Source organism: Arthrobacter sp. TJ-236 (assembly GCF_058269235.1).
The window spans coordinates 580,482-603,760 of the sequence record NZ_JBZCNI010000001.1 but is presented as its reverse complement, the minus strand read 5'-3'; the positions used below and the strand labels follow the sequence as shown (position 1 = coordinate 603,760).

38 protein-coding genes and 1 tRNA gene are annotated in these 23,279 nt (G+C 65.2%); 3 read left to right on the top strand and 36 right to left on the bottom strand.

Features of this window, described 5'->3' with window-relative positions:
- Window positions 1-81: 81 nt before the first annotated feature.
- The 35 genes from AC4D16_RS02785 to AC4D16_RS02615 all read right to left on the bottom strand — a co-directional run bounded on the left by AC4D16_RS02785 (window position 82) and on the right by AC4D16_RS02615 (window position 19,130).
- A complete protein-coding gene (locus AC4D16_RS02785) occupies window positions 82-1,653 on the bottom strand; it encodes a phage portal protein (protein WP_490953877.1) in 1,572 nt (523 codons plus the stop codon).
- A gap of 9 nt (window positions 1,654-1,662) precedes the next feature.
- Window positions 1,663-2,916: a PBSX family phage terminase large subunit gene (locus AC4D16_RS02780; RefSeq protein ID WP_490953876.1), complete on the bottom strand. Its 1,254-nt coding sequence runs from the start codon at window positions 2,914-2,916 to the stop codon at window positions 1,663-1,665.
- 4 nt (window positions 2,917-2,920) lie between these two features.
- Window positions 2,921-3,406, bottom strand: a complete 486-nt coding sequence (locus tag AC4D16_RS02775; protein ID WP_490953875.1) for a transposase — start codon at window positions 3,404-3,406, stop codon at window positions 2,921-2,923.
- Between the two features lie 14 nt (window positions 3,407-3,420).
- Window positions 3,421-3,936, bottom strand: coding sequence for an Ntn hydrolase family protein (locus AC4D16_RS02770; protein ID WP_490953874.1), 516 nt, complete (start codon window positions 3,934-3,936; stop codon window positions 3,421-3,423).
- A gap of 220 nt (window positions 3,937-4,156) precedes the next feature.
- A tRNA-Arg gene (locus AC4D16_RS02765) sits at window positions 4,157-4,230 on the bottom strand.
- 523 nt (window positions 4,231-4,753) lie between these two features.
- Complete coding sequence (locus AC4D16_RS02760; RefSeq protein WP_490953873.1) at window positions 4,754-5,746, bottom strand: hypothetical protein; 993 nt, start codon at window positions 5,744-5,746, stop codon at window positions 4,754-4,756.
- Window positions 5,743-5,952: a hypothetical protein gene (locus AC4D16_RS02755; RefSeq protein WP_490953872.1), complete on the bottom strand. Its 210-nt coding sequence runs from the start codon at window positions 5,950-5,952 to the stop codon at window positions 5,743-5,745. Before AC4D16_RS02755 ends, AC4D16_RS02760 begins: the two co-directional genes overlap by 4 nt.
- Window positions 5,949-6,284, bottom strand: coding sequence for a hypothetical protein (locus AC4D16_RS02750; RefSeq protein ID WP_490953871.1), 336 nt, complete (start codon window positions 6,282-6,284; stop codon window positions 5,949-5,951). Before AC4D16_RS02750 ends, AC4D16_RS02755 begins: the two co-directional genes overlap by 4 nt.
- 163 nt (window positions 6,285-6,447) lie before the next feature.
- Window positions 6,448-6,660 (bottom strand): hypothetical protein, encoded by a 213-nt coding sequence (locus AC4D16_RS02745; protein ID WP_490953870.1) that lies wholly within the window; start codon window positions 6,658-6,660, stop codon window positions 6,448-6,450.
- Between the two features lie 344 nt (window positions 6,661-7,004).
- On the bottom strand, window positions 7,005-7,349 hold the full coding sequence (locus tag AC4D16_RS02740; RefSeq protein WP_490953869.1) for a hypothetical protein: 345 nt from the start codon (window positions 7,347-7,349) through the stop codon (window positions 7,005-7,007).
- Window positions 7,346-7,480 carry a hypothetical protein gene (locus AC4D16_RS02735; protein ID WP_490953868.1) on the bottom strand — a complete coding sequence of 45 codons (135 nt, stop codon included), beginning with the start codon at window positions 7,478-7,480 and terminating at the stop codon, window positions 7,346-7,348. The genes AC4D16_RS02740 and AC4D16_RS02735 overlap by 4 nt, the downstream gene beginning before the upstream one ends.
- Before the next feature lie 487 nt (window positions 7,481-7,967).
- On the bottom strand, window positions 7,968-8,219 hold the full coding sequence (locus AC4D16_RS02730; protein ID WP_490953867.1) for a hypothetical protein: 252 nt from the start codon (window positions 8,217-8,219) through the stop codon (window positions 7,968-7,970).
- Window positions 8,219-8,569 carry a hypothetical protein gene (locus AC4D16_RS02725; RefSeq protein ID WP_490953866.1) on the bottom strand — a complete coding sequence of 117 codons (351 nt, stop codon included), beginning with the start codon at window positions 8,567-8,569 and terminating at the stop codon, window positions 8,219-8,221. The genes AC4D16_RS02730 and AC4D16_RS02725 overlap by 1 nt, the downstream gene beginning before the upstream one ends.
- Window positions 8,570-8,690: 121 nt before the next feature.
- A complete protein-coding gene (locus AC4D16_RS02720) occupies window positions 8,691-8,861 on the bottom strand; it encodes a hypothetical protein (RefSeq protein ID WP_490953865.1) in 171 nt (56 codons plus the stop codon).
- Complete coding sequence (locus AC4D16_RS02715; protein ID WP_490953864.1) at window positions 8,858-9,067, bottom strand: hypothetical protein; 210 nt, start codon at window positions 9,065-9,067, stop codon at window positions 8,858-8,860. The genes AC4D16_RS02720 and AC4D16_RS02715 overlap by 4 nt, the downstream gene beginning before the upstream one ends.
- Window positions 9,064-9,396, bottom strand: coding sequence for a hypothetical protein (locus AC4D16_RS02710; protein ID WP_490953863.1), 333 nt, complete (start codon window positions 9,394-9,396; stop codon window positions 9,064-9,066). Before AC4D16_RS02710 ends, AC4D16_RS02715 begins: the two co-directional genes overlap by 4 nt.
- Window positions 9,393-9,653, bottom strand: coding sequence for a hypothetical protein (locus AC4D16_RS02705; RefSeq protein ID WP_490953862.1), 261 nt, complete (start codon window positions 9,651-9,653; stop codon window positions 9,393-9,395). The genes AC4D16_RS02710 and AC4D16_RS02705 overlap by 4 nt, the downstream gene beginning before the upstream one ends.
- Window positions 9,654-9,744: 91 nt before the next feature.
- Complete coding sequence (locus AC4D16_RS02700) at window positions 9,745-10,110, bottom strand: hypothetical protein (protein WP_490953861.1); 366 nt, start codon at window positions 10,108-10,110, stop codon at window positions 9,745-9,747.
- A gap of 111 nt (window positions 10,111-10,221) precedes the next feature.
- Complete coding sequence (locus AC4D16_RS02695) at window positions 10,222-10,560, bottom strand: VRR-NUC domain-containing protein (RefSeq protein WP_490953860.1); 339 nt, start codon at window positions 10,558-10,560, stop codon at window positions 10,222-10,224.
- 370 nt (window positions 10,561-10,930) lie between these two features.
- Window positions 10,931-12,226 (bottom strand): replicative DNA helicase, encoded by a 1,296-nt coding sequence (locus AC4D16_RS02690; RefSeq protein WP_490953859.1) that lies wholly within the window; start codon window positions 12,224-12,226, stop codon window positions 10,931-10,933.
- Entirely contained in the window at window positions 12,223-12,930 is a 708-nt protein-coding gene (locus AC4D16_RS02685; RefSeq protein ID WP_490953858.1) for a hypothetical protein, read from the bottom strand. The genes AC4D16_RS02690 and AC4D16_RS02685 overlap by 4 nt, the downstream gene beginning before the upstream one ends.
- Window positions 12,930-13,688: a DNA-methyltransferase gene (locus AC4D16_RS02680; protein WP_490953857.1), complete on the bottom strand. Its 759-nt coding sequence runs from the start codon at window positions 13,686-13,688 to the stop codon at window positions 12,930-12,932. Before AC4D16_RS02680 ends, AC4D16_RS02685 begins: the two co-directional genes overlap by 1 nt.
- Window positions 13,685-13,897 (bottom strand): hypothetical protein, encoded by a 213-nt coding sequence (locus tag AC4D16_RS02675; RefSeq protein WP_490953856.1) that lies wholly within the window; start codon window positions 13,895-13,897, stop codon window positions 13,685-13,687. The genes AC4D16_RS02680 and AC4D16_RS02675 overlap by 4 nt, the downstream gene beginning before the upstream one ends.
- 135 nt (window positions 13,898-14,032) lie before the next feature.
- Window positions 14,033-14,752, bottom strand: coding sequence for a hypothetical protein (locus tag AC4D16_RS02670; protein ID WP_490953855.1), 720 nt, complete (start codon window positions 14,750-14,752; stop codon window positions 14,033-14,035).
- A 157-nt stretch (window positions 14,753-14,909) separates the two neighbouring features.
- Window positions 14,910-15,329: a single-stranded DNA-binding protein gene (locus AC4D16_RS02665; protein ID WP_490953854.1), complete on the bottom strand. Its 420-nt coding sequence runs from the start codon at window positions 15,327-15,329 to the stop codon at window positions 14,910-14,912.
- Window positions 15,330-15,331: 2 nt separating this feature from the next.
- Window positions 15,332-15,565: a hypothetical protein gene (locus AC4D16_RS02660; protein ID WP_490953853.1), complete on the bottom strand. Its 234-nt coding sequence runs from the start codon at window positions 15,563-15,565 to the stop codon at window positions 15,332-15,334.
- A 104-nt stretch (window positions 15,566-15,669) separates the two neighbouring features.
- Entirely contained in the window at window positions 15,670-16,479 is an 810-nt protein-coding gene (locus tag AC4D16_RS02655) for a recombinase RecT (protein ID WP_490953852.1), read from the bottom strand.
- Complete coding sequence (locus AC4D16_RS02650; protein WP_490953851.1) at window positions 16,472-17,416, bottom strand: YqaJ viral recombinase family nuclease; 945 nt, start codon at window positions 17,414-17,416, stop codon at window positions 16,472-16,474. The genes AC4D16_RS02655 and AC4D16_RS02650 overlap by 8 nt, the downstream gene beginning before the upstream one ends.
- Window positions 17,413-17,595, bottom strand: coding sequence for a hypothetical protein (locus AC4D16_RS02645; RefSeq protein WP_490953850.1), 183 nt, complete (start codon window positions 17,593-17,595; stop codon window positions 17,413-17,415). Before AC4D16_RS02645 ends, AC4D16_RS02650 begins: the two co-directional genes overlap by 4 nt.
- Before the next feature lie 100 nt (window positions 17,596-17,695).
- Window positions 17,696-18,088 (bottom strand): hypothetical protein, encoded by a 393-nt coding sequence (locus AC4D16_RS02640; RefSeq protein ID WP_490953849.1) that lies wholly within the window; start codon window positions 18,086-18,088, stop codon window positions 17,696-17,698.
- Window positions 18,085-18,219 carry a hypothetical protein gene (locus AC4D16_RS02635; protein ID WP_490953848.1) on the bottom strand — a complete coding sequence of 45 codons (135 nt, stop codon included), beginning with the start codon at window positions 18,217-18,219 and terminating at the stop codon, window positions 18,085-18,087. Before AC4D16_RS02635 ends, AC4D16_RS02640 begins: the two co-directional genes overlap by 4 nt.
- Entirely contained in the window at window positions 18,216-18,437 is a 222-nt protein-coding gene (locus tag AC4D16_RS02630; RefSeq protein WP_490953847.1) for a helix-turn-helix domain-containing protein, read from the bottom strand. Before AC4D16_RS02630 ends, AC4D16_RS02635 begins: the two co-directional genes overlap by 4 nt.
- Window positions 18,434-18,763 (bottom strand): hypothetical protein, encoded by a 330-nt coding sequence (locus AC4D16_RS02625; protein ID WP_490953846.1) that lies wholly within the window; start codon window positions 18,761-18,763, stop codon window positions 18,434-18,436. Before AC4D16_RS02625 ends, AC4D16_RS02630 begins: the two co-directional genes overlap by 4 nt.
- Window positions 18,760-18,900, bottom strand: a complete 141-nt coding sequence (locus AC4D16_RS02620; protein ID WP_490953845.1) for a hypothetical protein — start codon at window positions 18,898-18,900, stop codon at window positions 18,760-18,762. Before AC4D16_RS02620 ends, AC4D16_RS02625 begins: the two co-directional genes overlap by 4 nt.
- Window positions 18,897-19,130 carry a helix-turn-helix domain-containing protein gene (locus AC4D16_RS02615; protein WP_490953844.1) on the bottom strand — a complete coding sequence of 78 codons (234 nt, stop codon included), beginning with the start codon at window positions 19,128-19,130 and terminating at the stop codon, window positions 18,897-18,899. Before AC4D16_RS02615 ends, AC4D16_RS02620 begins: the two co-directional genes overlap by 4 nt.
- 178 nt (window positions 19,131-19,308) lie before the next feature.
- On the opposite strand from AC4D16_RS02615, the gene AC4D16_RS02610 reads away from it, so the two are divergent.
- From AC4D16_RS02610 to AC4D16_RS02600, 3 genes are all read left to right on the top strand, one after another.
- Complete coding sequence (locus tag AC4D16_RS02610) at window positions 19,309-20,028, top strand: hypothetical protein (protein ID WP_490953843.1); 720 nt, start codon at window positions 19,309-19,311, stop codon at window positions 20,026-20,028.
- Window positions 20,015-21,124 (top strand): tyrosine-type recombinase/integrase, encoded by a 1,110-nt coding sequence (locus AC4D16_RS02605; protein WP_490953842.1) that lies wholly within the window; start codon window positions 20,015-20,017, stop codon window positions 21,122-21,124. The genes AC4D16_RS02610 and AC4D16_RS02605 overlap by 14 nt, the downstream gene beginning before the upstream one ends.
- A gap of 210 nt (window positions 21,125-21,334) precedes the next feature.
- Window positions 21,335-22,627 (top strand): MFS transporter, encoded by a 1,293-nt coding sequence (locus AC4D16_RS02600; protein ID WP_490953841.1) that lies wholly within the window; start codon window positions 21,335-21,337, stop codon window positions 22,625-22,627.
- Between the two features lie 75 nt (window positions 22,628-22,702).
- Here AC4D16_RS02600 and def read toward each other — a convergent pair whose 3' ends face one another.
- Window positions 22,703-23,275 (bottom strand): peptide deformylase, encoded by a 573-nt coding sequence (gene def, locus AC4D16_RS02595; RefSeq protein WP_490949029.1) that lies wholly within the window; start codon window positions 23,273-23,275, stop codon window positions 22,703-22,705.
- Between the last annotated feature and the right edge of the window lie 4 nt (window positions 23,276-23,279).

The window sequence follows — 23,279 nt, the reverse complement described above, 5'->3', positions numbered from 1 at the left end:
CCGTCCCCCGAGCCCAGTTCAATAGGCGTTCTTCCTCCCCAAGCTGGAGTAGTCGAACTTCTTGGATCTGATGTGTGGCGCTCATGATTCCTCCGAGGGATCAGTGAGTTCGGTTCCGGGCGGGCGTTCGTCGGGGTCAGCGAGAGGCGGTAGGCCGTCCTCAGCGAGGATGCGCTCTACCTCTTCGTCGATAGCCGCCTCATCCCAATCCGAGTGGACTATGGAAACGACCGTCTTTGTGGATGCGGCCCGGGCGTTCCGCAGGTTCGTCACGAGCTGCGACAAGGCCAGCGGGGTTTCCTTGCTCGCCTCAGCGAACTGGACAGACACCGCGGCATCCTTCAACCCGCCGCCATTGAGGACCACGGCGTCGATCGCCAGGCACTTAGCGAGGATCCGCTCCAACGCAGGCTCGAACGCCCGGATCTTCCGCTTCCGGGTACGCGTCGACAGTTCATCCTCGGACACGACCTCCGTGGCCGTCTTGTCGCCCTCCGTGTAGATCCCGAAGGAGCGGGGGGAGTAGCCGGCGGACCGGATGATCCGGTGCATGAGGTCGTCCATGATCCGCAGGTGCTCGTCGACCCGGATCTTGAACTGGACCTGCTCGATGGGGGCGCCCGCCCCGTCAGCCTTACCAGGGGGTAGGGCTAGCCCGGTGAAGATGCGCCGCGACTCGTCGAAGGAGACGCCCTTGCCGGCACCATTCGACTGCAGTGCGGACTCGGCGACGATGAGGCGGGACTTGCCGTCCTCGAGGTCCTGCATGAGGGACGTGTACGCCCGGTCGTAGGCGTCCAAGTCCCCGAGGAGGCCCTCGAGGTCGCTGCCGCCGAGGTTCGCGCCTACAGGGTGTTTCCGCCAGAGCTTCGACTGCTCGAGGTTCCGGACGTACTCGACGTCCAGCCCCGGGGTGAGGGTGCTGATCGTGTTGCCGTCGACCAGCGGCTGCGAGGCGAGCCATTCGGTCTCGGGTCGGTCCTGAAACGGTGCGAGGTTCCCGAGGAAGTCCTCCGTGCCCTGATACAGGCCGTGCCGGATGACGCCGATACCGTTCTCGACCTCGTGGGATTCGAGGTGCCGCCACACGTTGCCGTTCTCCGTGGCGAGGCGACGCCAGAACACGACGGACTGCAGGCGCCCCCAACGGAACACCGGCCACGCCATGTCAGCGTCGACCTTCGTGACGAACGGTGCCTTGCTGGCCGTCTCGTCCCATGTGGCGCGGAGGAACGTCCCGCCGAACGCTGCGGACATCTCAGCGGCGGACACAAGGACCTGGTGGAGGGAATCGAGGATGAGGGTGAGGCGTTCCTCCGTCTTCGGGTCCGGCTCGCCACCCTCCGTCTCGGGGACAACAGCCGCGGTGACAGGGTCGGCGAAGAGGAGGTCCGCGTTGACCCGGCACACATCAGCGGCCAGCGGGGCGTGAAGCTTCGACTCCGTGTCCGACGCTGCAGGCCTACCCCAGAAGAACCGTGAAACGGCCCCGACGACTCCGCCTGCGTGCTGTGATGGGCGGGCACCGCCACCGTAGACGCGGGTGAGTTCCGTGGCGTCTCCGGTGACCCATGTGTCGTAGGTGCGGAGGTGGTCGAGGATGGTGTCGAGTTCGGCGGGAGGCCAGGTGATGTTCTTGCCGGGAAGCGGCATGCGTGCCTCCTAAGCGGCGATGTTGACGTATGGGCGCCAGTTGGTCTCGGTCGTCGTGACGACATAGCGGGCAGGGTCAATGGAGTCGTCAGCGACCTTCAACACCTTGTCCTCACCGCGCTCCGTGGCCTTCGGGTCCCAGCTATAAGCCGGCACCTCGGCGATGAAGCCCTTGCACCTGTCAGTGACCTGCAGAAACTTCGTGGACAGCAGCGACGACATGACCCTGATCCCATACAGGACCTCGTTGTCAGCGTTGATGACGTTCTTCACGCCGTCGTCGCCGAGCTGCACCTTGAACGACGCCGCCGCCGGGTCAACGATCACCCACTCAACCCGCAGGTTGTTCGGGTACGGGAGGTGCTGTTCGTTGTACAGCCAGTGCCGGATCTCAGCGGACAGGCGGGCATCGTTCATCCGGTGCTGTGCCTGCTGCGCCTCGAACCGCCACTCATCCACCAGGTAGAGCTTCCCGTCGACGCCGAGGCCGAGGATGATCGCTGAGGTGGCGTGCGTGGTTCCGTAGTCGATGCCGACCCCGAGGAGCCGCACCATCTGTGGCAGGTCGGCCCATGGCATGACGTGTTCGTCTTCGTCCCAGAAGTCGAACACGGCGCCCTCGGCGGCAACCCACAGGCCCTCGATGAACCGCTTGTACCAGAGACCCGTGAACTCCTTCTTGATGGAGTCCTTGTACGCGTCGGTTAGTGACGGGTTGTCGTCGATGGTGAAGTGCCAGGACTTCCAGTCCGGGAGGTCGCCGATCCTGTTGAGGAACCGGCGCTTCAGCCAGTGCGCGGGCGAGTCAGGGTTCGTGGACCCGAACAATTTCGCCTTCGGTACGGACATGCGGCCGAGAAGCTGGGTGAAGAACTCCTCGGGGATGACCGTGACCTCGTCAACGAACACGCCGGCAATCGTCATGCCGCGGATGACCTTCTCAGCTTTCGCGTCAGAGGCGCCGAGAACGTGGACGGTGCGGCCGAGGATCTTCACGGTGGGCGCACCGTAGTTCCCGATGATCTGATCCGCGAGCGGCCCGAACAACGCCGTGTCCTGTAAGGGCCCGATGGTGTTGCGCCACACGCTGTCACGGGTGCGGCCGACCATGACAAGCTCGCCACCGTGGGGTGCGCGGGCCACGTAGATGATCCACCGGAGCAGGGACACGATGGTCTTACCGGAACGGATACTGCCCTCGAGGATGTTCACGCGGGCGTCACTGCCGCGCATGAAATCGAGCTGCTTAGGGGAGAGCGCCATCGTGCTACTCATCAGGCACCCCAATACCGTCCACAAGCCTGCCCAGCATCGACTCGGCGGCCTGCACGCCGTTATCCGCGTCGACCTTCTCGAGCTTCTCGGCATTTGACAGGTACGACGTCATCGCCGCCGACAGTTGACGCTCCTCAGCGGCAGGGACGAACGTGAGGATGTCGTGGGATTGGACACCAGGCGCGGACGGCACGAGCGCATCGAACGTCTCAGCCTCAACCCTGTCCAACAGGAACTCGGCCCGCCGGTACATCCGGTCGATGATCTTCTGCCGGCGGAGCTTGTTATTCACTGACGCGGCTTCAGTAGCTTCACGCGTGATGGAAGTGGCAACCGTTGCCACGCCAGCTGCTCTAGCCCACTTGGTTACTGTGGCCTTGTGTATGCCGAATTGCTTCGCAACGTGCGTCGGGCCGTGTGTTCGGTAGAGCTCAACCGCTTCGGCGCGTTGCTCTGGTGTATGGCGCGCTGCTGACACACGCCATCACCTGCCTAGTCGTCGTGTGCTGTTACCTCGATGGTCGATAGCGAGTACCCGGTATAGGGGTCATGCTTCGCTGCGATGCTCAGTGCCTCGGCCACTGTCGCCCCCGCTGAGATGGCGCCCATGGCAAAGGCCGCGCCGGACCCTATGAAGTACGTGCGGTCAGTGGAGCGGACCCATCCGAGGTTTCCACTGATTTCGTACGCCCGCCCTCTGACGACCACGATGAGTTGCACCTCATAATCGCCGCCATCGTTGGGCTTGAGAGCAGTCTCGGCGATGGCCCGGATGGCTGGTGTAAGTTCGCGTGTCACCCAGGCGTCTACGTTGTCGCTGGGCGCTGCTGGTAGGTCGCCATACCGGAGTTCGTTGAGGAAGAGCGCGGTGCCGGCCACCCCATAGGTGACCCCGTTGTTGGCGAAGACCTTGGGCTGCTCGAGCTCAATCTGATCTCCGCCGGTGGCCTTGGAGTCGTACCCGATGATTACCCCTTCGTCAGTTTCGACGGCGATGATCGTTGTCATCGGTTCCCCCAGACGATGTAGATGATGAGGGCGAGGACCATGACGCCGACTCCGGTGGCGGCGAGGTTCAGGAGGTACATGTTCTGGTCTTCCATGTGCCCTCCTACGTGTTGGTGTTCGTCCCGCAGGTGCTGCCTTGGCACGGGCAGAAAGGTGGGCCCGCGGTCGTACCTTCGGCCGGAGATGCGTGACGGTGACGTTGACGGGACGAACAACCTAGGGGGGATGGCAGGATTCGAACCTGCATGAGATGCGGGACGTGACCGCCTACTCTTCCGTTTGAGCTACATCCCCGGGGTGGCAGCGTCTCCCGACGATAGGCCGTCCGCCGTGACCCTGGCGGGGGAGATGCGGCCTCCTCAGGTCCGTACCTACGGCTGCTCTCACCAGCCCTGTGTTCCCATCCCGGTGGTAGCGAAATCACCTTGTGGAAAGATGCTGGTTGCGAGCTGCCGACCAGCGGCGGTGGCCTGTTCCGGCCCATCGTGTGGCTCTACGCGGTGACCGGCGCGTCCGGCCCGTGTTTCTCTCAGCCTGTCTGGGGGTGTGGCTGACCAACTCGGGGAAGTCTGCACCCGCCTAGCTCGAGAGCGAGGACGGGGCTGGGCAACGCTTTGAAGTGGAGCGTCGCGAGCAACCACAAACGGCCCGTCCACCATACGGAGGCAATCGACCAGCAAGCACGGAACCCGTGCGTTTGACCTCCCCATCTATCCGAGGAAGACCTCTCTGAGAGGTCTTGTCAGCGGGGAGGAACCTTTGCTAACCGCCATAACTAGCGATTATGCCTTCAGGCTACGTTGCATTCCGCCCACCGTCAAGCAACGACCCGCCCACTGTTGGTGGGATTCCGGAGCGTGGGGTTCCCGTACTTGGATGCGCGCATCTTCAGCCACAGGTCCTGGACGTCGCTGATCCGGTACCGCTTCGCCGGGGTCGGCTCACCGGCGGTGGTGGCTTCGTCGATGTCGGTCTGGTTGACGGGGGTGAGGAGTCCACGCGACACCCACGACCGGATGGTCCCCTGGGGGAGGCACTCACCCGTGGTCGGGTCTGTGAGAGCCCTCGACACTTCGGCGGCCGTACCCTCCACCACACCAGCCGCGGCCAGGGCAGCTGCACGCCACCCGTTGACGTCGTACTCCTCACCACAGTTCCGGCACTTCACCACTGGTGTCCTCTCGAGCGCGTAGAGCGGGGCCCCGCACACCTGGTCGTCGATGTCGGTGGGGCACATGCCGGCGAAAACGCGGGTCGCTGCCCTGTCGGAGCCTCGGAGGCAGACGCGGACGGCGTGGGTGATTTCGTCGTACATGTCTCCTGCCCAGTCGCTGGTGCGGATGGTGTTGGTGTGGGTGGCGACCCATTCGGCGACGTTGGCGGGGGAGCGGTGGTCTGTGGGTCCGGGCCGGGAGGGTTCGGTGGGCATGGGTGGGGCTGGGTGGCCGGTGAGGGCGAGGGCGTCGATGGTCTCGCATTCCTCCATCCACGCGATGGTGTCGCGGTCCCATTGGGTGGTGAGGGGTTCGAGGAGGTAGCGGGCCCACGAGTTGACGAGTTCCCGGAGTTCGTAGCCGCGGGTGAGCGCTGTTTCGTCGAACATGACGGGCTTGTCGCCGGCTGATGCGCCGCCGACTGCGGCCCCGTAGGTGGTGGACCGTATGACGACGGCCCCAAGCGCGGAGAGCGTGGAGCGGACGTCGAGGAGGGCGTCCTGTAGGCGGGTGAGGTCTTCGACGCAGAGGTACACCCCGTACGGGAGAACCGTGTCGCAGTGGGGTGCCGTGCACTCCTGACGTACCTCAGTCATGCCGCCCCACCCTCATGCTTAGGAATGACCTCTAAAGTTTTCGCGAAGAGGGTGAGCGTGATCGTCGGGAGAGAGTTCGGGTCGCCAAGAGAATCAACACTGATGCCGTCTTGGCTGATGTAGTACGGGAACTTCGCCCCATCGAGGGATAACGTGTTGTCGTTCAAGTCGACAACTGCGAGGTCCGGCAAAATTGGATACTTCATGCCGCCCCGCCCTCCAGCGCCCTGATCATGGCTTCCCGAACTTGGTCCTTGCTCAAATCCCCATGCATCTCGTCTGCCATCCAGCACAAGGCGTGCACGGCGTCGAGTGCGGCGAGGAGGCGGGGGATGTCAGTGCGGGCGTGCGCGATGAATGTCGCGTCAGGCTGGCGCTGGTCCTCATTCTCGCCGTCGTTCGATGCGATGGAAGCTAGGGACTGGCCGTCATCGCAGACGTACCAGTGGTCACCACCGGATCGCCCCGTCGTGATCGCCTTCCACGGCCCATCGGTGGCTGCTTCGGCGCGCGCCCTGATGTCGTCAAGCTCGGTCATATCGCACCACTTTCACGCTTCGGATTAGGCTCTAATTCTACTCCGGTAGTGGGCAAAACACCCGCCGTCAGTGGGTTTATCTGGGCCATTCTCAGGCCGGAAACTTCACCAGCACCCCCCTCCATGGGGGAGGCGTCGCACCCCCCATGCGACGCCGTCCGTCCTACCCGTTCACGCTCGGCGTCCGGGCTCTCACCCTGGACCGTTCCGCCCTTCCCGTGTGCCAGCCGTCCCGGTACTGCCGGCTACCCATGCCCGGCGGGGTGCACTTGAGGAGCCCGTCTTCGTAGCCTCGTTGCCATGTGAGCTCTTTCCAGTTGTGGAGGATCATCAAGATGATGAGGGTGGCGATGATCGTGGTGGCCGCGATCATCATGGTCGTTTCCTGCGTGTGTGGTGTGAGCCGCCTCCGGCTGCGCTCCGTGAACTTGTCACTGAGACCATCCCCTTCACTACCTGTTTTCGTTGCCCCGACTACCTGCTTGGGTCTGTGAAGGCTATGGCAGGGTACTGACTTTTTGGGAGTTGATGCCGAACCGTTACCTACACCTGCACATCCGATGCGCTAGCAGCCCCGAAATGCGGTAACAATGGCACTTGACTAGGCTGTTTAGCTAATCCCACATGCTGGACAATGGCTACAGATCAAGCGTTCTGGGGCTCAGCGGAGTTAATCGGCAAGAAAAGGTCTAACCGTCCAGGAATCTTCCGAATAGCACCTCACGTGTCGCCCCTCCATTGCGGGGTTTCGCACGCTAGGCAGTCGGCCCACGTCGTGCCACGCGCCCTGTACGCCTCCCCGGTTTCCTCGTGGTCGCACAACGCCCGTGAGATAGCGGCCTGCATGATCAGCAGGCCGCGGAGGGCTTTGTCGTCGTGATCAAAGTAGTGTCTGTACGTGCCGATGATGCTGAGCATCTGCTCCGCGGGCCTGGCCTGGATTTTCCGTACAAGCTGATCCCACGCCGCACCCTGCTCCTCGGTGAACGTCTCGCCTTTCGTGGCCGCGAACTCGAGTAGGAGTTGCTCCGGCTCGGTCAGGTCGATGAAGTCATTACCGCTCACCGCTTCCCCTCCGGCCAGTACCGGTCGAGTACCCACCCGATGGGCGCCCACGCGAGGAACAGGAACGGCTTCAACGCCCGCACCTCCTCCACCAGACGGGTCACGGAGCGCCGACGCATGGGTAGCTGCACCAGGAGCCCTCGGGGTCAGCGTTGTAACCGTATGGCAAGCCGCTATCCTCGGGGTCGCACCGATGCTTTCCCCTGTAGTTGCCTGCAGCGTGAAGCCAGCTGATGCGGTTGGCGCTGATGATGCGCTGCCCGCAGTGCTTGCACGCTGCCTCGTTCATCGGCTCCTCTTTCTGGTTGCGATGCGGTTCAGCAGCCGAATCAGGGTGCGGTAGCGGCCGTGCGTTTGCTCGTCGAAGTCACTGAGTAGTTGAGCCATCGTCATCCTCGCCATCAGAGGTTCCCCGAGTGGCACCACGAGAGGTGAACGGCTGTTGCTCCACACTCTGCGCATTCCATGCCCCAGAGATGTTCCGGAAACGGCTTGCCTTGGGCCTCCTCCGGTGGTGCCCAGCCGCCGGCGATGAGGTGGTGGGCGGCCCGCCCTGTCGGCTGCACTGGGGCACCCTCGGCGGGGAAGCCGGTGACGTCGATGAACGGCTCAAGCACGCTACTCATCGACCGACCTAACGTAAGGATTCGCGGATGACTGCCGCGTACCGATGCTGGTGAGGGGCCGTAGGAGATCAGTGGCGAACGACTCTCGCCCCTCGTCCCACGCGTTGGCAAGCTCGGCCCGTAGCTCGTCGATGACGGTCGCGGCTTCCCGCAGCAGGTCGCCGTCGTCCGAGTGGGGGGCGTGCAACCGCAACCGGGTCTCGAGGGGCGCCCCATGCGTCGCCGCCGCCAGCTTCTCGGCCATCAGAGGGCCTCGGTGAGGGCAGACAGTGCGGCCCTGGCATCGACGAAGGCTGCGCCGGAAGGGGCGAACTGGGGAGGGCGCGGTCCGACTCCGTAGCGGGCGCGCTGGCTTTTCTCCAACGCGCGAGCTACCCGGTCCACCGCGTCGTCGTCGATCTTGATCCGGTGGATGCCCTGCTCGGCGTCCGCAGCATCGGCGGCAGCGAGAGCGAAGTCCGCGTCCTCCATGTACTGGTCGCGGACTTCGTCGTCCCGGGTCCCGGTTGGCCCTCCGCCCAGTTCCTCGTTCGTGGGCCACTGCTTGTCTCCGAGGAGGGAAAGGGCTGCCGCCTCGGTTCTCGTGTCGCTCATGCTGGTGTTTCCTTCCGTGCTGGGGGTGTTGTCCGGATGATCTGTTGGAGCATGGCCAGGCAGTCGGGGTCCTCGACGATCACGGTCACGCCGGCACAAACGCACGTACAGCGGGTGGCGCTCACTGGGTCACGTCGTCGTGGTGTGGGTGGTCGCGGAACCGCTGCAAGACGAGGACCTCGCGGGCCTTATGTACCTTCTCCTTCTGCGGGGCCTTCGCGAGGTGGTAGACGGCCATCCAGTACGCGGCCGCGAGCTCGATCTTGCGGAGGTGCTTCGGTGGGATCATCATGCGAGGGCCTCGGTGATGGCGGCCCGGATGTGGTCCAGCTCGTAGTCCCCGTCGCACGCTGCGAGAACGGCGTCGAGGGCGGCGAGGAGTTGGGACCGGTCATCGATGGCGACCAGGCCAAACTCCCAAGCTTGCTCAGCGGCGGTCATCGAGCACGAGAACAAGGCAGCGTTCTCGGCGCGTGCCCGGATGTCGTCGAGGCTCATGCGTTGCACCTCGCGTACGCGCTCGGCTGGTGCTGCTCGCATGGCTCGGACTCGACGGGGGTGTCGCAGACGCTGCACACGTACCCGCCGATCGGGTCGCCCCAGGGTAGGTAGATGTGCTTATCCGGCGCGTCCTGCTCGTCGAGGCAGGGGAGTAGCCGGCCCCAGACTCGCTGCACGGCTTCCTCGGCCTCATGCAGCTCGACCATGCGGGCATGGTGGGCGGCGTGCAGGTCAGCGAACCGGTCCGCCTGCACGATCGACGGGGCACCGCAGGCGATGGCGTGCGCGTAGGCGTCGAAGGCCTCCACGAACGACGGGGCGGTCATGCGTGCCACTCGCTTCGGTCGGGGTACGGTGCGCACGTGAGTCCGGCGTCGAACAGGACGTCATCAGCGGTTCGCCGCTGATCCCTGGTTCCAGTGATGATGACGACGTTTCGTCGCTTCCAAGCCCCGGTCGAGTTGAAGTCGATGGCGCGGGCTCGTTGCACGACGTTGGTGATGGTCAGGTTGGAGTGGTCGACGCCTGCCCGTGTGAGTCGGGCCTTCACCCCGCGAGCCGTCAGCTGCTTCGGGGCGCTCATGGTCGGCTCATCAGGGTGACGCCGCACTGGCAGGTGTACAGGGTGCGGAGGCGGCGGGTCAGCCGCTCACGCCACACATGACGGTGAACGCTCATGCGCGCACCTCGAGGACCTTGTCCAGCGTGTAGCGGTCGGTCCATGAGTAGCCGGTCTCGACGCTGACGGACTTCGCGTTGACCTTCGCGACCCTGTGCCACCCGGAGGTGGTGCGGATGGCGCGGGCGGCCTTCAGCTCCTCGGGGGTGAACGGCACTGGGGCGTTGCGCTCACGGTTCGCGGCGATGGCCTGCTGGCGCTCGGCTTCCTGCTGTGCGGCGACGGACGCTTTCGCCTGGTCGATCGTGCGTTCGATGCCCGCCGCGTGCTGCCGAGCCTGGCGGGGCGTGTTGCGCCGGCGGATACCGGACAGGACGCCGTGGTCGAGCGGCTTCCCGCCGGTTGTGTCTATGCTGGTCATATCGGAATTCACCTTCCGGTCGTGCCCGGGATGTTCACGCATCGCCGGGCTTCTTCGTGCCCTCATTTTACCCGTTGCAAGTGGGTAAAGCACCCACCGCAACTGGGTATTTTAGGCGAGTATCAGCCTGATCGCCTCGATGTCACGGGGCCGCCACACGTACTGCTCAGCACCGGCTACCCCTAGGTCAGACAGCCATTCATCCTGCTCGGGTGCGACCCTGCCGACCTCGGTCTTCAGCTCCGCCACCAGGAGCCGCGGCCCCCGGACGGCAACGATGTCGGGGAAGCCTGCCCGCACGTTCTGCACCCGGCCGTTCACTGGGCGGTTGTCCGGCGCATGGTACCACCGCCAGCGGTACGCGGTGAGGATGCCCTCGACCTGCCGCTGCAGCTGCCGCTCGGTCACGAGGCGAAGCATCCGGTCCCTGTCTGTCAGCCGGGCGCTCACGCGATCCTCCTGCTGCGGGACAAAGTACCCACTGCCACAGGGCTTAGGCGGCTCGCTGACGGCTCAGAAGTTGTCGAGACCGACCGGAGGGCGTTCCCCAGCCCTACGGCGCTCCTGACCCCCGCCACGTTCGAACCGCGACACACCAGACGCTCAGCCTCCAACGCGGCGAACACCCGACGCTCGTGGCCCTTCGCGTCCTCGAGAAGCATCTGCGATACCTGAACCCGGCGGAAGGCCCGGACACGGGACTCACCCGAAGCACCACGCAACTCGGCACGCTCCCGCGAAACCCGGGTCACGAGAGCATCGGTAATCGCCTTCGCCTCCAACAGCCGAGCCTCAGCGACCACAACAGCAACAGGCCGGTTCACGCCGCGACCGCCGTAGGGATCGTCCCGCGGTCGAAGACGCGCGAGTAATGACCCCAGAAAGTCAACTCAGCGACGTTCGTCGACCCATGCCGGTTCTTCGCCACCAACATCGTCAGATCCCCGCGCTTGTCGCCCATGATCTCCCGGTGCAGGAGGATCACCACGTCCGCGTCCTGCTCCACCGCCCCCGACTCACGGAGGTCCGTCAACTGGGGGAGTTTGTCCGCCCGCTGCTCCGACGCCCGATTCAACTGCGAGAGTGCGATGACCGGGATGTTCATGTCCATCGCCAGGATCTTCAACTGCCGGGACATGTCCGCCACGAACTCGTGCCGCGGCCGCTTATCCCCGGGCGGTGGGGACATGAGCTGCAGGTAGTCCACGACAACCCCGGCCAACGGTTGCCGGCGGTTCACGGACCGGGCGAACCTGCGGATGTCCGTGATCGACACCCCCGACCGGTCATCGATGAACAGGGGCACGTTCCCCCACACCTCACGGCGGGCCCGGATCTTGTTCCAATCCCCGGGAGTCAGGTCACGTTCGATCAACCGGCGGAGGTCGATGCGGAGGTCCGCGGACACGGCCCGCATCTGCACGTCCGCCTGAGACATCTCCAACGACGAGAACGCTACCGAGCCGTACCGGGTGAGTTCCTTCGCCATCTGCAGGGCGACCGCCGACTTCCCCACAGACGGCCGTGCGCCGATCACGTACAACGCCCCGGGTCGGAGTCCGCCGACGATGTCGTTCAACGCCGACCACGGGGTCGGGTGGTGATTCGGCGCCTCATCGAGCGTCCCGAGCATGTCGTCGATCGTCTCCCCGAACGACCGGACCGTGCTCGAGGTCGCCTTCGAAGTCAGATCCACCTCACGGCGGGCCGCTTCGACGATCGACTCCTCATCGCCACCATCCTGGGCGAGCTGCACGATCCGCTGACCCGCCATCGTCAGCCGCCGGCGGATCGCAGCCCTCGCCACGATGTCCGCGTAGTAAGCCCCCGACGACGCGGTCGGAACCGTCTGCGCCATCACGTGCAAAGCCGTAGGCCCACCACACCGGGCGATCTCCCCATCCCGCGTCAGCCGGTCCGTGACCGTCACCGCGTCCACCGGCTCAAGACGGGCGTGCATGTCGAGGATCGTCCGGTAGATCGTCTCGTGCGACGGCCGGTAGAAGTCCGGCGCGTTCAAGGTCTCCGCGATGTCGCTGATCGCATCCCGGCTTAGGAGCATCGCCCCGATCACGGACTGCTCGGCGGTCAGGTCGGTGCTGGTTTCGTCGATCACTGGTGGTACTCCTTCTGCCAAGGTGAAGCGGTTGTCGTGCGAGGAGTGGCCTTCTTCAGCCACGTAGCGAACGCCCCGTTCCAAGAAGCGCACCGGCGATCATGGGTTTCCGCGTGAAGCCTGAAGTTCTCAGCCTCATCGACTACGTCCAGGTGCTTCGCCTTCGCGGCCTCGATGTGAGCCGCCGTGGGCGCCCAACTTTTCGGGAGCTTCGTCTCGGGCTTCTTCGCTTCCTGCCCGTCAGGAGAAGAAGCTTTAGCTTCTTCTGAAGGACGGTCGGGTCGGGCTGGGTCGGGCTGGGTCGGGGTAACGCGAACTTCCTCCGAACTTCGCTCAACGTTCGGCCGAACACCCTCCGAACGTTCGCCCCTCGTTACGGTGCGTTTCGTCCGAACCTTCCGCATCCGCTCACGTGCTGCGTCGCGCTCGGCCTCGACGTCCGCCTTCATCGGCTGGTAGTCGGACCAGTCCTTGAACTGGTACGTCCCGTCCTGGTTGTCAATCCATAGGCCAGCGGCGACTAGGGCCTTGCAGTTCTTCGCGGTGCCCCCGAGGCGGCAGATGGCCGACATAGCGATCTGTCCGTCTGTGAGGTACTGGGCGCACCACGTGCCTGCCAAGGCCCACACGCCGACGTCCGCGGGGGAGAGGCTAAGCACCTTTGGGTGTCCGTGGAACCCGTCGTCAACCTTGAACCACGGCACTAGGCAGCACCCCCGAAGTCGAACGCCTTCTGAGCCAAACGTCCAATGGTCAGGTCGCAGAACTTCTCTTCGAGCTCGATGCCGATGCCTTTGATATTCAGGTCGGCGGCGGCTCGGAGGGTAGTGCCACTACCGCAAAATGGGTCGAGGACGGACTGTGCTCCGGTCGCTTCGATGCACCGGGTCGGCAGGGACACTGGGAACGGGGCGGGGTGGTCCTTGACCGCGTATTCGATGCCGAGGTCCCAGACGTCACCCATCCCTGATGCCGAGTGAGACACGAGCGACATGTCCGGCTTGGCGAAGAAAAAGATGTACTCGCCCCTAGTGCAGAAGGATCGCTTGTTGACGTCGATGCCGGTGCCCCGGTTCCAGATGATGCGCTGACGTAGGGGGATACCAAAGTTGTTGCCGAGGGGGTCGCGAAGAACGCCGTGCTCCACGCGGGGACGGTGGTTGTAGAAGACCGCCAGGCGGGAGACGCGCCAGCATTCAGCGAGGACGGCACGCTGCCACTCGTCGTAGGCTTCCTGACCCATGGCGTCGTCATGCTTTCCGTACCCATCACGAAATCGCCCGCCCTTGTTGCTAGCACCGGGCCGGTACATCCCACGCCCGTTGCCCCCCGGGACGAGACCCATATTGTAGGGGGGCGAGGTGACAACGATGTCGACAGATTCGTCCGGCATCGCAGCCATGGTTTCGAGGCAGTCCCCGAGGTGGAGGGTTGCTGAATCGTCCGAGTAGTAGATGCTCACTGCGCCTCACCGGCTCGCTTGAGGAGCCCGATGACGGCGGCGTCAGTGATGCCCAGGTTCTCGCCGATCTGCGCGTACGTCAGGCCGGCCTCCCTGCCCATGCGGATTACACGGATGCGGGCTTCCTTCGAGGAGTTGAACTGATCCGCCGTTGCCTGGATCTGCTCGAGGACTAGCGCCGCGTGTGGTTTGGGTGCTACTTTTCTCATGAACCGATTCCTAACCTTCGGTATGAGCCCGCCCCAACGTGTGCAAGACGTGGGGCGGGCTTTTCGCGTCTGCTTATAGGTCTAAGTCTACCCTGCAGGGGAGGATAGGGCACCCTTTCGTAGTGGGTATTTGGGTCAAGCTGCTACCTCCAATGCCGTCCGGTGGTTCGCTTCGAATACGGCGCGTGCGAACCCCATGGGGGTGGCGCTGCGGAAGTTGGCGCGCTCGGGGCCTGGTGATGCGAAGTGGATCCGGTTGTCGGGGTCGCCCAGTTGATCGTCGATGACTCGCTGCTTCGGAGGCATGATGAATCCGCCTCCGGTCCAAAGGCACGTCTTCTTCGTGTAGTTGTCGTTCGGCTCGAACGCCGTGTAGTCGTACGGGTGGAAGGTGTATTGGGGCTTCCCGAAGGCGGAAGGCAGGACGCTCACAGGGTTCTCGACGAACCATGGGGCGCCGGACAGTATGCCGATCGTTCGGCACTGCTCGGCGACCATGACCGCACGCGCCTGGAAGAGCTTGTCCGCCTCATACTTGGCCCGGAACCAGCGGGCCCCGCTGACGGCCATGTCAGTGCAGGGGGGAAACCCGAAGACTGCCACGACAACACATTTGCGGAGGATCCATCCGATCAGCTCGGACGCTTCCTCGACGGTGCCGGCGAACTTGTAGACGTTCCCCTCGACCCGCGACACCCCATGCTGGGGGTCTACGAGAAGAACGCTGTACCCGGCATCCGCCCACGGCTGGACCATGTTCCCCGTTAGGTCGCAGAGGCTGATGACAACGGCCCCGGTCCCCCATTGAGCGACGGCCGCACCGTGCTGATACTCATCGAAGGTGAGCTCACGCATCAGTCGCTGCACCTGCATTCGCCTGTGATGCGGATGGGGCAGCCGCAAGAGTTGCAGATCTCGGGCTTGGTGATCGTGGTGGTCTTCATGGTTGGTCCTTTGCTGATGGGGCTGTTGCCCTCCACCGGTGGGGGTGAAGGGCAACAGGAAGGGTGGGCTAGAAGGGTGGCTCTGAGCCGGTTTGCTGGGCGCCCCACGGGTCCGAGGCGGGCTGGTTGCTCTGCTGGCGCTGCTGCCCGCCCTGGTTCCCCTGCTGGCGCTTCGGGTGGATCTCAATACCCTTCGCCGTCACATCCAAACTCAGCCGCTTCACGCCGTCCTTCTCGAACTCCCGCGACATGAAGTCCCCGTACACGGTGACCCGCGTACCCTTCAGAACCTTCTCCGCGTAGAACTCCGCGAGCTCCCGCCACACCGTCACCCGGAGCCACTGGTTCCCGAGCTCCTCCCACGAACCGTCGTCGAGCTTCCTCGACTTCGAGTCCGCGACCGAGAAGTTCAGGACCGCGTCGCCGCCCGGGGTGAACCGGAGTTCGGAGTCGCCACCGACGTTGCCGGTGAATTTGATGTCCGCCATGTTTACGCTGCTCGTTTCTGGGTAAGTACCCGGTTGTAGTCGTTGTCCAGGGTGAACCACTGCATGGTTCCGAGGTCTAGGAATGGGGCTTCCTCGGGGGACTCCCAACGGTTGAGCTTCCAGCCGTTCTCGCGGGCCTGACTTGCTACGCCGGCGTTCGTCTCGATGAGGTCGTTCATCCTCGAGCACATGACGATGATGTTCGACGGCCGGTCGAGGAGTTTGCTGCCTCCCATGCCGCGCCCTGCCCGGTGGATTGGGATGTACGTGTCCTCGCGGTCGAGGCAAGCGCACGGGCACCGGAGATCCCGGGCGAGGTAGCGGGCGAACTGTCGCCCGTTCACGCCGGGCCCTCCGCAGGTTCCTCGAGCACGTCGTTGTCCTGCCTGGTGATCTGCAGGTCGCTCACGCCGGCGATGTGCTCGACCTTGTTCTCGTCGGCTTCGAGGGCCTTGCCGAGGTCCGTGGACTTCGGGAGGTACGGGGCGAGGGCGCGGATACCGGTCTTCCGGGCCATCTCCTCCTCGTTGGATCCCCACGGGGTCTTCTCCCAGTACTGGGGGCGGCGGGCGATGACTTTGTCCTTCGGGAGGTACGCCCAGACGGTGCCGGCGCCCTTGATCTTCGCGATGGCGACCACGCCGGTCCATTCGCGGACCTCGTCGTAGTCGGCGGGGGACCAGTCGAAGAACCTGCCGCGCTCACTGTTCGCGCCGTGGTCGAATTTGTCGCCTTTACGGATGAGGAACGTCTCGATCTTCTCGATGCGTCCGGACCGGTAGGCGAGTTCGATGTACCCCTGGAAGCCGATGATGGGCAGGCACGTCCACGTCTTAACCCACTCGTTGCCCTGCTTGACGTTGACCTGTCGCGGGGTGAGGTAGAAGTGACCGAGCGCGGGGCCGATCTCGAGCTTGAGCTGCGCGGCGAGCATGATGCCGCCGAGGAGAGACGCGGGCGTGGCCTGCTGCAGCTGCGGGGACGCAGAGACGGAGGACAGCGCGGCGCGGACGAACGCGCTCGAGTTCATCGCGCCGGCGAGTTGCATCTCGATCTGTGCCTGCTGCGACTGGATGAGATCGCGGGCGGTCGGGTTCTTGCGCTGCTCGACGGTCTTCGCTGCCGCGGCTTGCGTGAGTGGGCTAGTCATCTCTGGGCTTCTTCCTGAGGAACGTTCGGGTGGGCTTGCCGGGGCGCATGTACTTCTGCACGAGCTCCGGGTGGTCTTCGGCGAGCTTCTTGTCGTCGAGCTTCGGCGCCCCGATGCGGGGCTTCCAGGTGAAGAGGGTCTCGCCCCGGTAGGTGAGCTCCGTGGCGTCCTTCATGGCGAGCTGCAGCTTGAGCTTGATGTCGTCGAGTTGCTGGTTGATGGCGACGGCTTCGGCCTGCATGAGGCCGTACGCGCCGTAGAGGTCGTAGAGAGACTCGGATCCCTCGACCTTCGTGCCCGGCTCTCCCGGGTAAGCCACGGCCGTCTCGCTGGTGCTGATCGGCTCCGGCGGCACCTGGGCCATGATGTGGTCGACCCAAAACTCCTGCGTGCGGCGGACGAGGATCTCGAGGAACTCGCCGTCCCGTTCGACGCGGTAGAAGTCCGGGGTGTTCCCGCCGTGCAGGACGGCCATGTACCCGTGGCCGGCGCCCATGATGAGCATCTGCTGCTGCAACTGGATCTGGTAGTTCAGGGGGATCCCGTTGCCCCAGGTGTCGGTCATGAACGCGTCGGATGACTTGATCTCGAGCGGGCACCCAGCAACCTGCCGGTCCGGTGTGGCGATCAGCCACGGGTACTCGAGCGACTGGATCAGCCCCGGGGACGCGGACACGTCCAAGCCCTTCGTGTCCCGCACCCACTGGGCGATCGGTTCCTCGAGCCGGTGCCCCCAGTCCTGCCGGTCACTCATCCGGTCGTCGATTGAGTCGCTCATCTTGTCCATGTAGACCGACAGCGGGGTCGCCCACTTCGACAGCCCGAGTACGGCAGCTGCTTCCGAGGCGCCGAGTCCACCCTTCCGCAGGCGTAGCCACTCTCGGGTGTCGGGCTCTGCAGCGAGTACCTGGTAGGCCGGATCGGCGGTGATGCTCATCCGTACACCTCCTGAGGTGTTGTGACCTGCCATTGCTCGGCAGGGGTCGGGTCTTTGAAGCAGGGGAGGGTGTCGTCGCGTCCGCAGTCGATGCCGTCAGCCTCTTGGCGGCAGTAAGGGCAGCGACCGATGCCCTCATCCCAGTCCTCGGGGTCGTTTCCCCACTGGTCGTCGCTCATCGGAGGACGTCCGCGATGACGAACGCGCAGGCGGCCATGGCGATCAGGCAGAGGAGGCAGAGGACCGCTTCGCCGGTGTCGCTGAGGAGCCAGCGGCGGATCACCGGGTGCCGCCGAGGGCGAGGGCTGCGAGGGTAAGGTTCTCGTGCTCGACGCGGAGCCAGCGGTCACGCTCGTGATCCGTGTTCGGGTGGCCGTAGAGCTCGGTGACGCAGGCGCCGGTCTCGAGGGCGTGGATCCGTGAGCAGGCCTCCATGGCGTTGCTCATCGTGAACGGGCTCACGGCCCGGTCGAGGATCGCGGCGAGGATCCGGGCCTGCTGGGCGTACCCGTGTTCTTCGTCGGCCGGCGTGGACTCGGCCCACAGGGCGACGAGGGTGTCGGAGACATCGACCTTGCTAGGCTGGGAGAGGAACTGGATCGTTTGCGCGAGGCTGGAACCGTTGAGAGTCGTCGGTTGCACCCGGCGGCTCTCTGTCGTTGTGATGGTCATCTGAGTCCGTCCATTCGTTCGAGGCGTGAGTACTGCGGGTTCGGGTCGTCGGCAATCCAGGCCTGCCGGGATGCCTTCGCGTGCGCCCATGAAGCGGCGATCATGTCCATGAGGTCGAGTGGCCCGATCATGCTGTGTGAGCCAAGGGCTGAGTCGAGCGGTACAGCTCGACGTCGGCGTACGGGATGCGGATCGGCGAGGACTTCGTGCCTCGGCCGGCCTTGTATGCGTTCGGGAACCTGCCCCCGCGGACCAGGGTGAGGACGATGCTGCGCGACTGGTGGGTGAGCTCGGCGACTTCGCCGACCGTGAGGTCCTTCACCGGCGCCTGTGCTGGGAGCTTCCTCATGCCGCGTCCGTCCCGATCCACGTGAGGCAGCGGCTGCCGCGCCGGGTGGGGCGCAGGGACTTGTGGAAGCCGATGGGCCGGATGATGCCGGTATCTGCTGCAGCTTTGAAGACGCCACCCCAGCGGCCCGCGTGGTCCGGCTCGGGCACGTTGTGCACGACCTCGAGGGAGTAGGCGTCGAACGCGTGCCCGGTCTCCGCCTCTGCCTTGATGGCTCGCATGGCGACGGTCTTCCACGGTTCCGGTGCGGTCCTGAATGCGGCTTCCACACCTGTCTCGCCGGCGGGTGTGTTGATCTCCGCTTCGAGCTGGTCGATGACGTTCATGAGTTCCCCTTCAGGGTGAGTTGGGCTTCGAGGTCGAGGAGTTGGTCGCGGAGTGGTGTTTCTATCCGCCCGGAGAGGACGAGTTCTTTCCGGAGGAGCCGGCAGAGGACGACGAGGTTCACCTCGTGCGGGGTCATGCCGACGCACGCCCCTCGATGCGGTCTTCCTTCTCGATGTAGCTGACGGGGACGTTGAGCGCCCGGGCGAGCTTCAGGGTGATCGCCGGGTTCGGGTTCCGGCGGCCCTTCTCGAGGTCGTTGATGTAGCTCAGCGAGCAGGGGGCCGCCTGTGAGAGGGAGGTCATCGTGTGTCCTGCGAGCTCGCGGGTGATCCTTAGTCGGTCCCACGGCTGGATGTCTTTTGCCATGAGATGAGCCTATGCGTAGTAGTGCGTAGTGTCAACAACTTCGCACTACGCAAACGCCTACGCGCCCCTGACTAGGCATTTTCGATAGTTACACCCGTGTAATTCGATTATTCGTGCGTAGAAGTGCGAACTAATCTCCACTTGCACTACGCAGGCAACACCGTTGCATCATGTGCTCATGACAAACGACGAACAGACGCCTGAGGGGCGTCTTATAGAGGCGGCGCAGAAGCGCTCCAACATCTCGGCGCGGAAAGCGTCGACACTCGCCGGCCTGAGCGAAGGCCGCTGGCGGCAGGTCGTCAAAGGCTTCCAGGCGATCTCCTCTGACACGAGGGTCCCCGTGGTCGCCCCGCCCGAGACGCTTGCACGCATGGCGTACTCCGTGGACATCAGCCCGGACGAGCTGCGGGAGGTCGGACGGCAGGACGCCGCCGACGCGTTCATCTCCATCTACGGGGACGACGCCGAGACGAAGGACGACGCGACGACGATGCCTGTGAACGGGATCCAGCGCCTCATCCTCGACCTGAAGGGCACCCGCTCCTACGACCGGCTCGCGAGGGACTGCGGGGGAGTGCCAAAGGCGAACCGGCTGCACGCGATGGCGACCGGGCAGATCAGCAATTTCCCCGACCCCGACACCATCAAGGGCCTCTCCCGTGGGCTGAACGTTTCGGTGACCGCGGTACTCCTCGCATGCGCCCGCTCCGTGGGACTGAACGTAGAAGCGGACGGGGCCGACGAGCTCGTACTACAGGGCGCCGGCAGTCTCCCGACCGAGTCGAAGGAGCTCCTCGTCAGCATGTCCAGGCAGCTGCAGCAGACGAACGCGCAAAGGTGGAGCGGGCCGGTGGACTCCCCGGACAGGGCTGGGCTTTCCGATGGCGAGCGTTGAGGACCGCTGGCACCGGAAAGACCGCTCCCGGACGACACGGTACGGGCAGGGTCTCCGCTACCGGGTGGTGTGGGATGAGGGCGGCCGCCGGGCGAGGTCGTTTCCCACGAAGGACGCCGCCGCGAACTTCCTCCTCGAGGTCAACGCCCGGTCCAACCCTGGCGTGTTCGTGGCGCCGGCGAGGTCCCTTCTCGTAGCTGAGTACGCGGCCCGGTGGGAGGCGCAGCAGATCCACCAGCGCCCGACGTCGAGGGATCAGATCGAACGGCGGCTGCGGCTCACGGTCCTGCCATCTTTGGGGCACAAGCGGATCGAGCAGGTGACGCGTGCTGATGTGCAGGCCGCGGTGATCTCGTGGTCGGATACGTTGTCGCCGGCGACGGTGCGCCTCGCCTACACGTACTTGGCGGGCATGATGAAGGCCGCTGTCCTCGACGGTGTGGTCCGCTCGTCGCCGTGCGTCGGGGTCCGGTTGCCACGTGCCGAGGCGGAGCGCGTTCGCCCGCTATCAACGGAGATGGTCCAGGCGATCGCCGACGTGATCTGGGTGCCGTACCGGTCGATGGTGGTGTTCGCTGCAGCGACAGGGTTGCGCGGCGGCGAGCTCCGCGGGCTGACCTGGGACCGGCTGGACCTCGAGCGGGGGTCGGTGACCGTTGACCGGCAGCTTGTATCCCGTGGCGCCGACCGGGTGGTGTGGGGGCCGCCGAAGACGGAGTCCAGTGTCCGCACGATCAGCGTCGGCCCGACGACGGTCAATATGCTGCAGGGGCTCGATCGGCGCGGTTTGTTCGTGTTCCAGAACAGTGGCCGGCCGTTCACTCGCAACAACGTCTCGGAAGCGTGGCGGCAGGTGCGCAAGCAGTACCCCGACATCGGCGACGGGTGGCACCAACTACGGCACTATCACGCGTCCCAGCTCATCGCCGGCGGCATGTCCCCGGTGGCCGTCGCGCACCGTCTCGGGCACAAGGACGCGAACGAAACCCTCGCCACGTACTCGCATCTGTGGCATGACGACGACTCCCGGGCGGCGTCCATCACGGACGGCCTGATCGGCCTTCCAGCACCCGAGGAACACCCGGCCGCAATGTAACCGCAGGTCAGAGCGGTGCGGGGTCTATACCCGGCGTATCGGTCGGCCCATCCCACGACCATCCCACGACCATTCCACGACTACCCCCGGCGGGACCGTCGGCGAAAATTGTCGGTGGGACGGGCGCGTCCGTCAAGGGCTCACCTACTCGTCGGTACGTATGCGCTTCTCGAGCCGAAGCCTGTAGAGGCGCTGGGCTAGGGTGATCTGATGGACTCTGGGGGCACCGGGAGACAGCACCTGGTGCTGCGCAACAGGAATTTCCGTGCCCTGGTCGTCTCCGGGACCGTCGGCGTGTTCGGCAATGCCGTCGCCGCGGTCGCGCTCCCCGTCATCGCCGCCGTCGAACTCCAGGCCAGCAACTTCGAGGTCGCCGCCCTCGCCGGCATGACGTTCCTCCCGTGGCTCCTGTTCGGACTCGTCATCGGTGTCTGGGTGGATCGGCTCCCGCGACGGCCCGTCATGGTCGCAGCCCTGTGCGTGCGCATCGTCATCCTCGCGCTCCTGCCGGTCGGCTACTGGCTCGGCTTCCTCACCACGCCCCTGCTCTTCCTCGCTGCCTTCGTGGCGGGTGTCTCCTCCGTGTTCTTCCAGCTGGCCGATGCCGCACTGGTGCAGCAGGCCGTCACCCCGGACGAACTGATGGAGGGCAACGGGCTCATCACCGGATCCGGCGCGGCCGCGGACGCCGCCGGCCGGTCGGTGGCCGGGTGGTTGGCCGGAGTGGCGGGCGCCTCGAACACTCTCGTGCTGCAGGTCCTGATGTCGATCATCTCCCTGGTGGCCCTCCAACGGCTGGACGTCCGCGAAGTCACGCAGCCGCCGACCGAGCGTCGGATCCTGCGGGAGATGAACGACGGGCTCCGGTACACCTTCAGCACCGCCCCGCTCCGGGCCATCCTGTTCAACGCAGCGCTCTGGAACCTCGGAGGCAACATCGCGGCGTCGCTGATCGTCCTGCTCGTCCTGAGGACTCTCGGGGAATCGGAGATCTGGCTGGGCGCGCTGCTCGCGTCTGCCTCGATCGGCGGCGCCGTCGGGGGAGTGACCGCCACCGCCATGGGTGAGCGGTTCGGCTCGGGGCCACTCTGGCGCTGGTCCATGGTGCCGGGTGTGGCCGGCTATGCCTCGCTGCTGGTCCTGACCCCCGGCTGGGGCATGCTGTGGGGACTGCTCGGGATGTTCGTGATGGGCGCCGGTGTCTCGTGGAACATCGTGATCGGGGCGAGCTTCCGCCAGCGGGTGTGCCCCCCGGGCATGATGGGCCGGCTCGGAGCGGCGTCACGGATGGTCAGCTGGGGCATGCTGGCTCTGGCGAGTCTCCTCGCCGGCGTGCTGGCGGAGACCGTGGGGATCCGTGAGGCGATCCTGATCGGAGTGATCATCGCATGCCTCGCCCCGATGGTGGCCGTGCTCGGGCCCCTCCGGGGTGTGAGGCGCCTGGAGGACCTCGTGGAGGCCCCGGCGCCGAGCATCAGGACGGCGGACAACCCCTCGTCCTGACACCCCGGCGAGTCTGGGCACCTGCACGACACCTGCGGCATCCTGCGGTCCGCCACGACACCGGACCGGGGAGGTTCAGTGACCGAACGGGTCCGGATCGACTCCCGGCATCCAGGTGAGGCCCGGTGCCCCCCACCCGTTGTTCCTGATGGCCTTCGCGGCCTTCCGCCCGTACCGGTTGCTGAGGCGGTCGACGTACAACTTCCCGTCGAGGTGGTCGTACTCGTGCTGCATGCACCGCGCGAACCAGCCCGTGGCCTCGAACTCGACGGGCCGACCATCGCCGTCGACACCGGACACACGAGCCCAGTCAGCCCGTTTGAGTGCGAATGCCTCGCCGGGCACCGACAGGCAGCCCTCCGATTCCTCGTCCGGATCGGGGTCGGAGCCCGGGATCTTCGAGGTGACGAGCGTGGGGTTGACCACCACGCCCCTCGGAGGGGCGTCGTCGTCGTTCTCCATGGCCCAGACGAAGACGCGCAACCCGACGCCGATCTGCGGTGCTGCGAGTCCCACGCCGTTGGCGACGTCCATCGTCTCGAACATGTCGGCGATCAGGGTGCGGAGGTCGTCGTCGAACGACTCGACCTGGGCTGCGCGCCGGTGGAGGACGGGCTCGCCGAGGACGGTGATGGGGTGGACGGTCATGGAA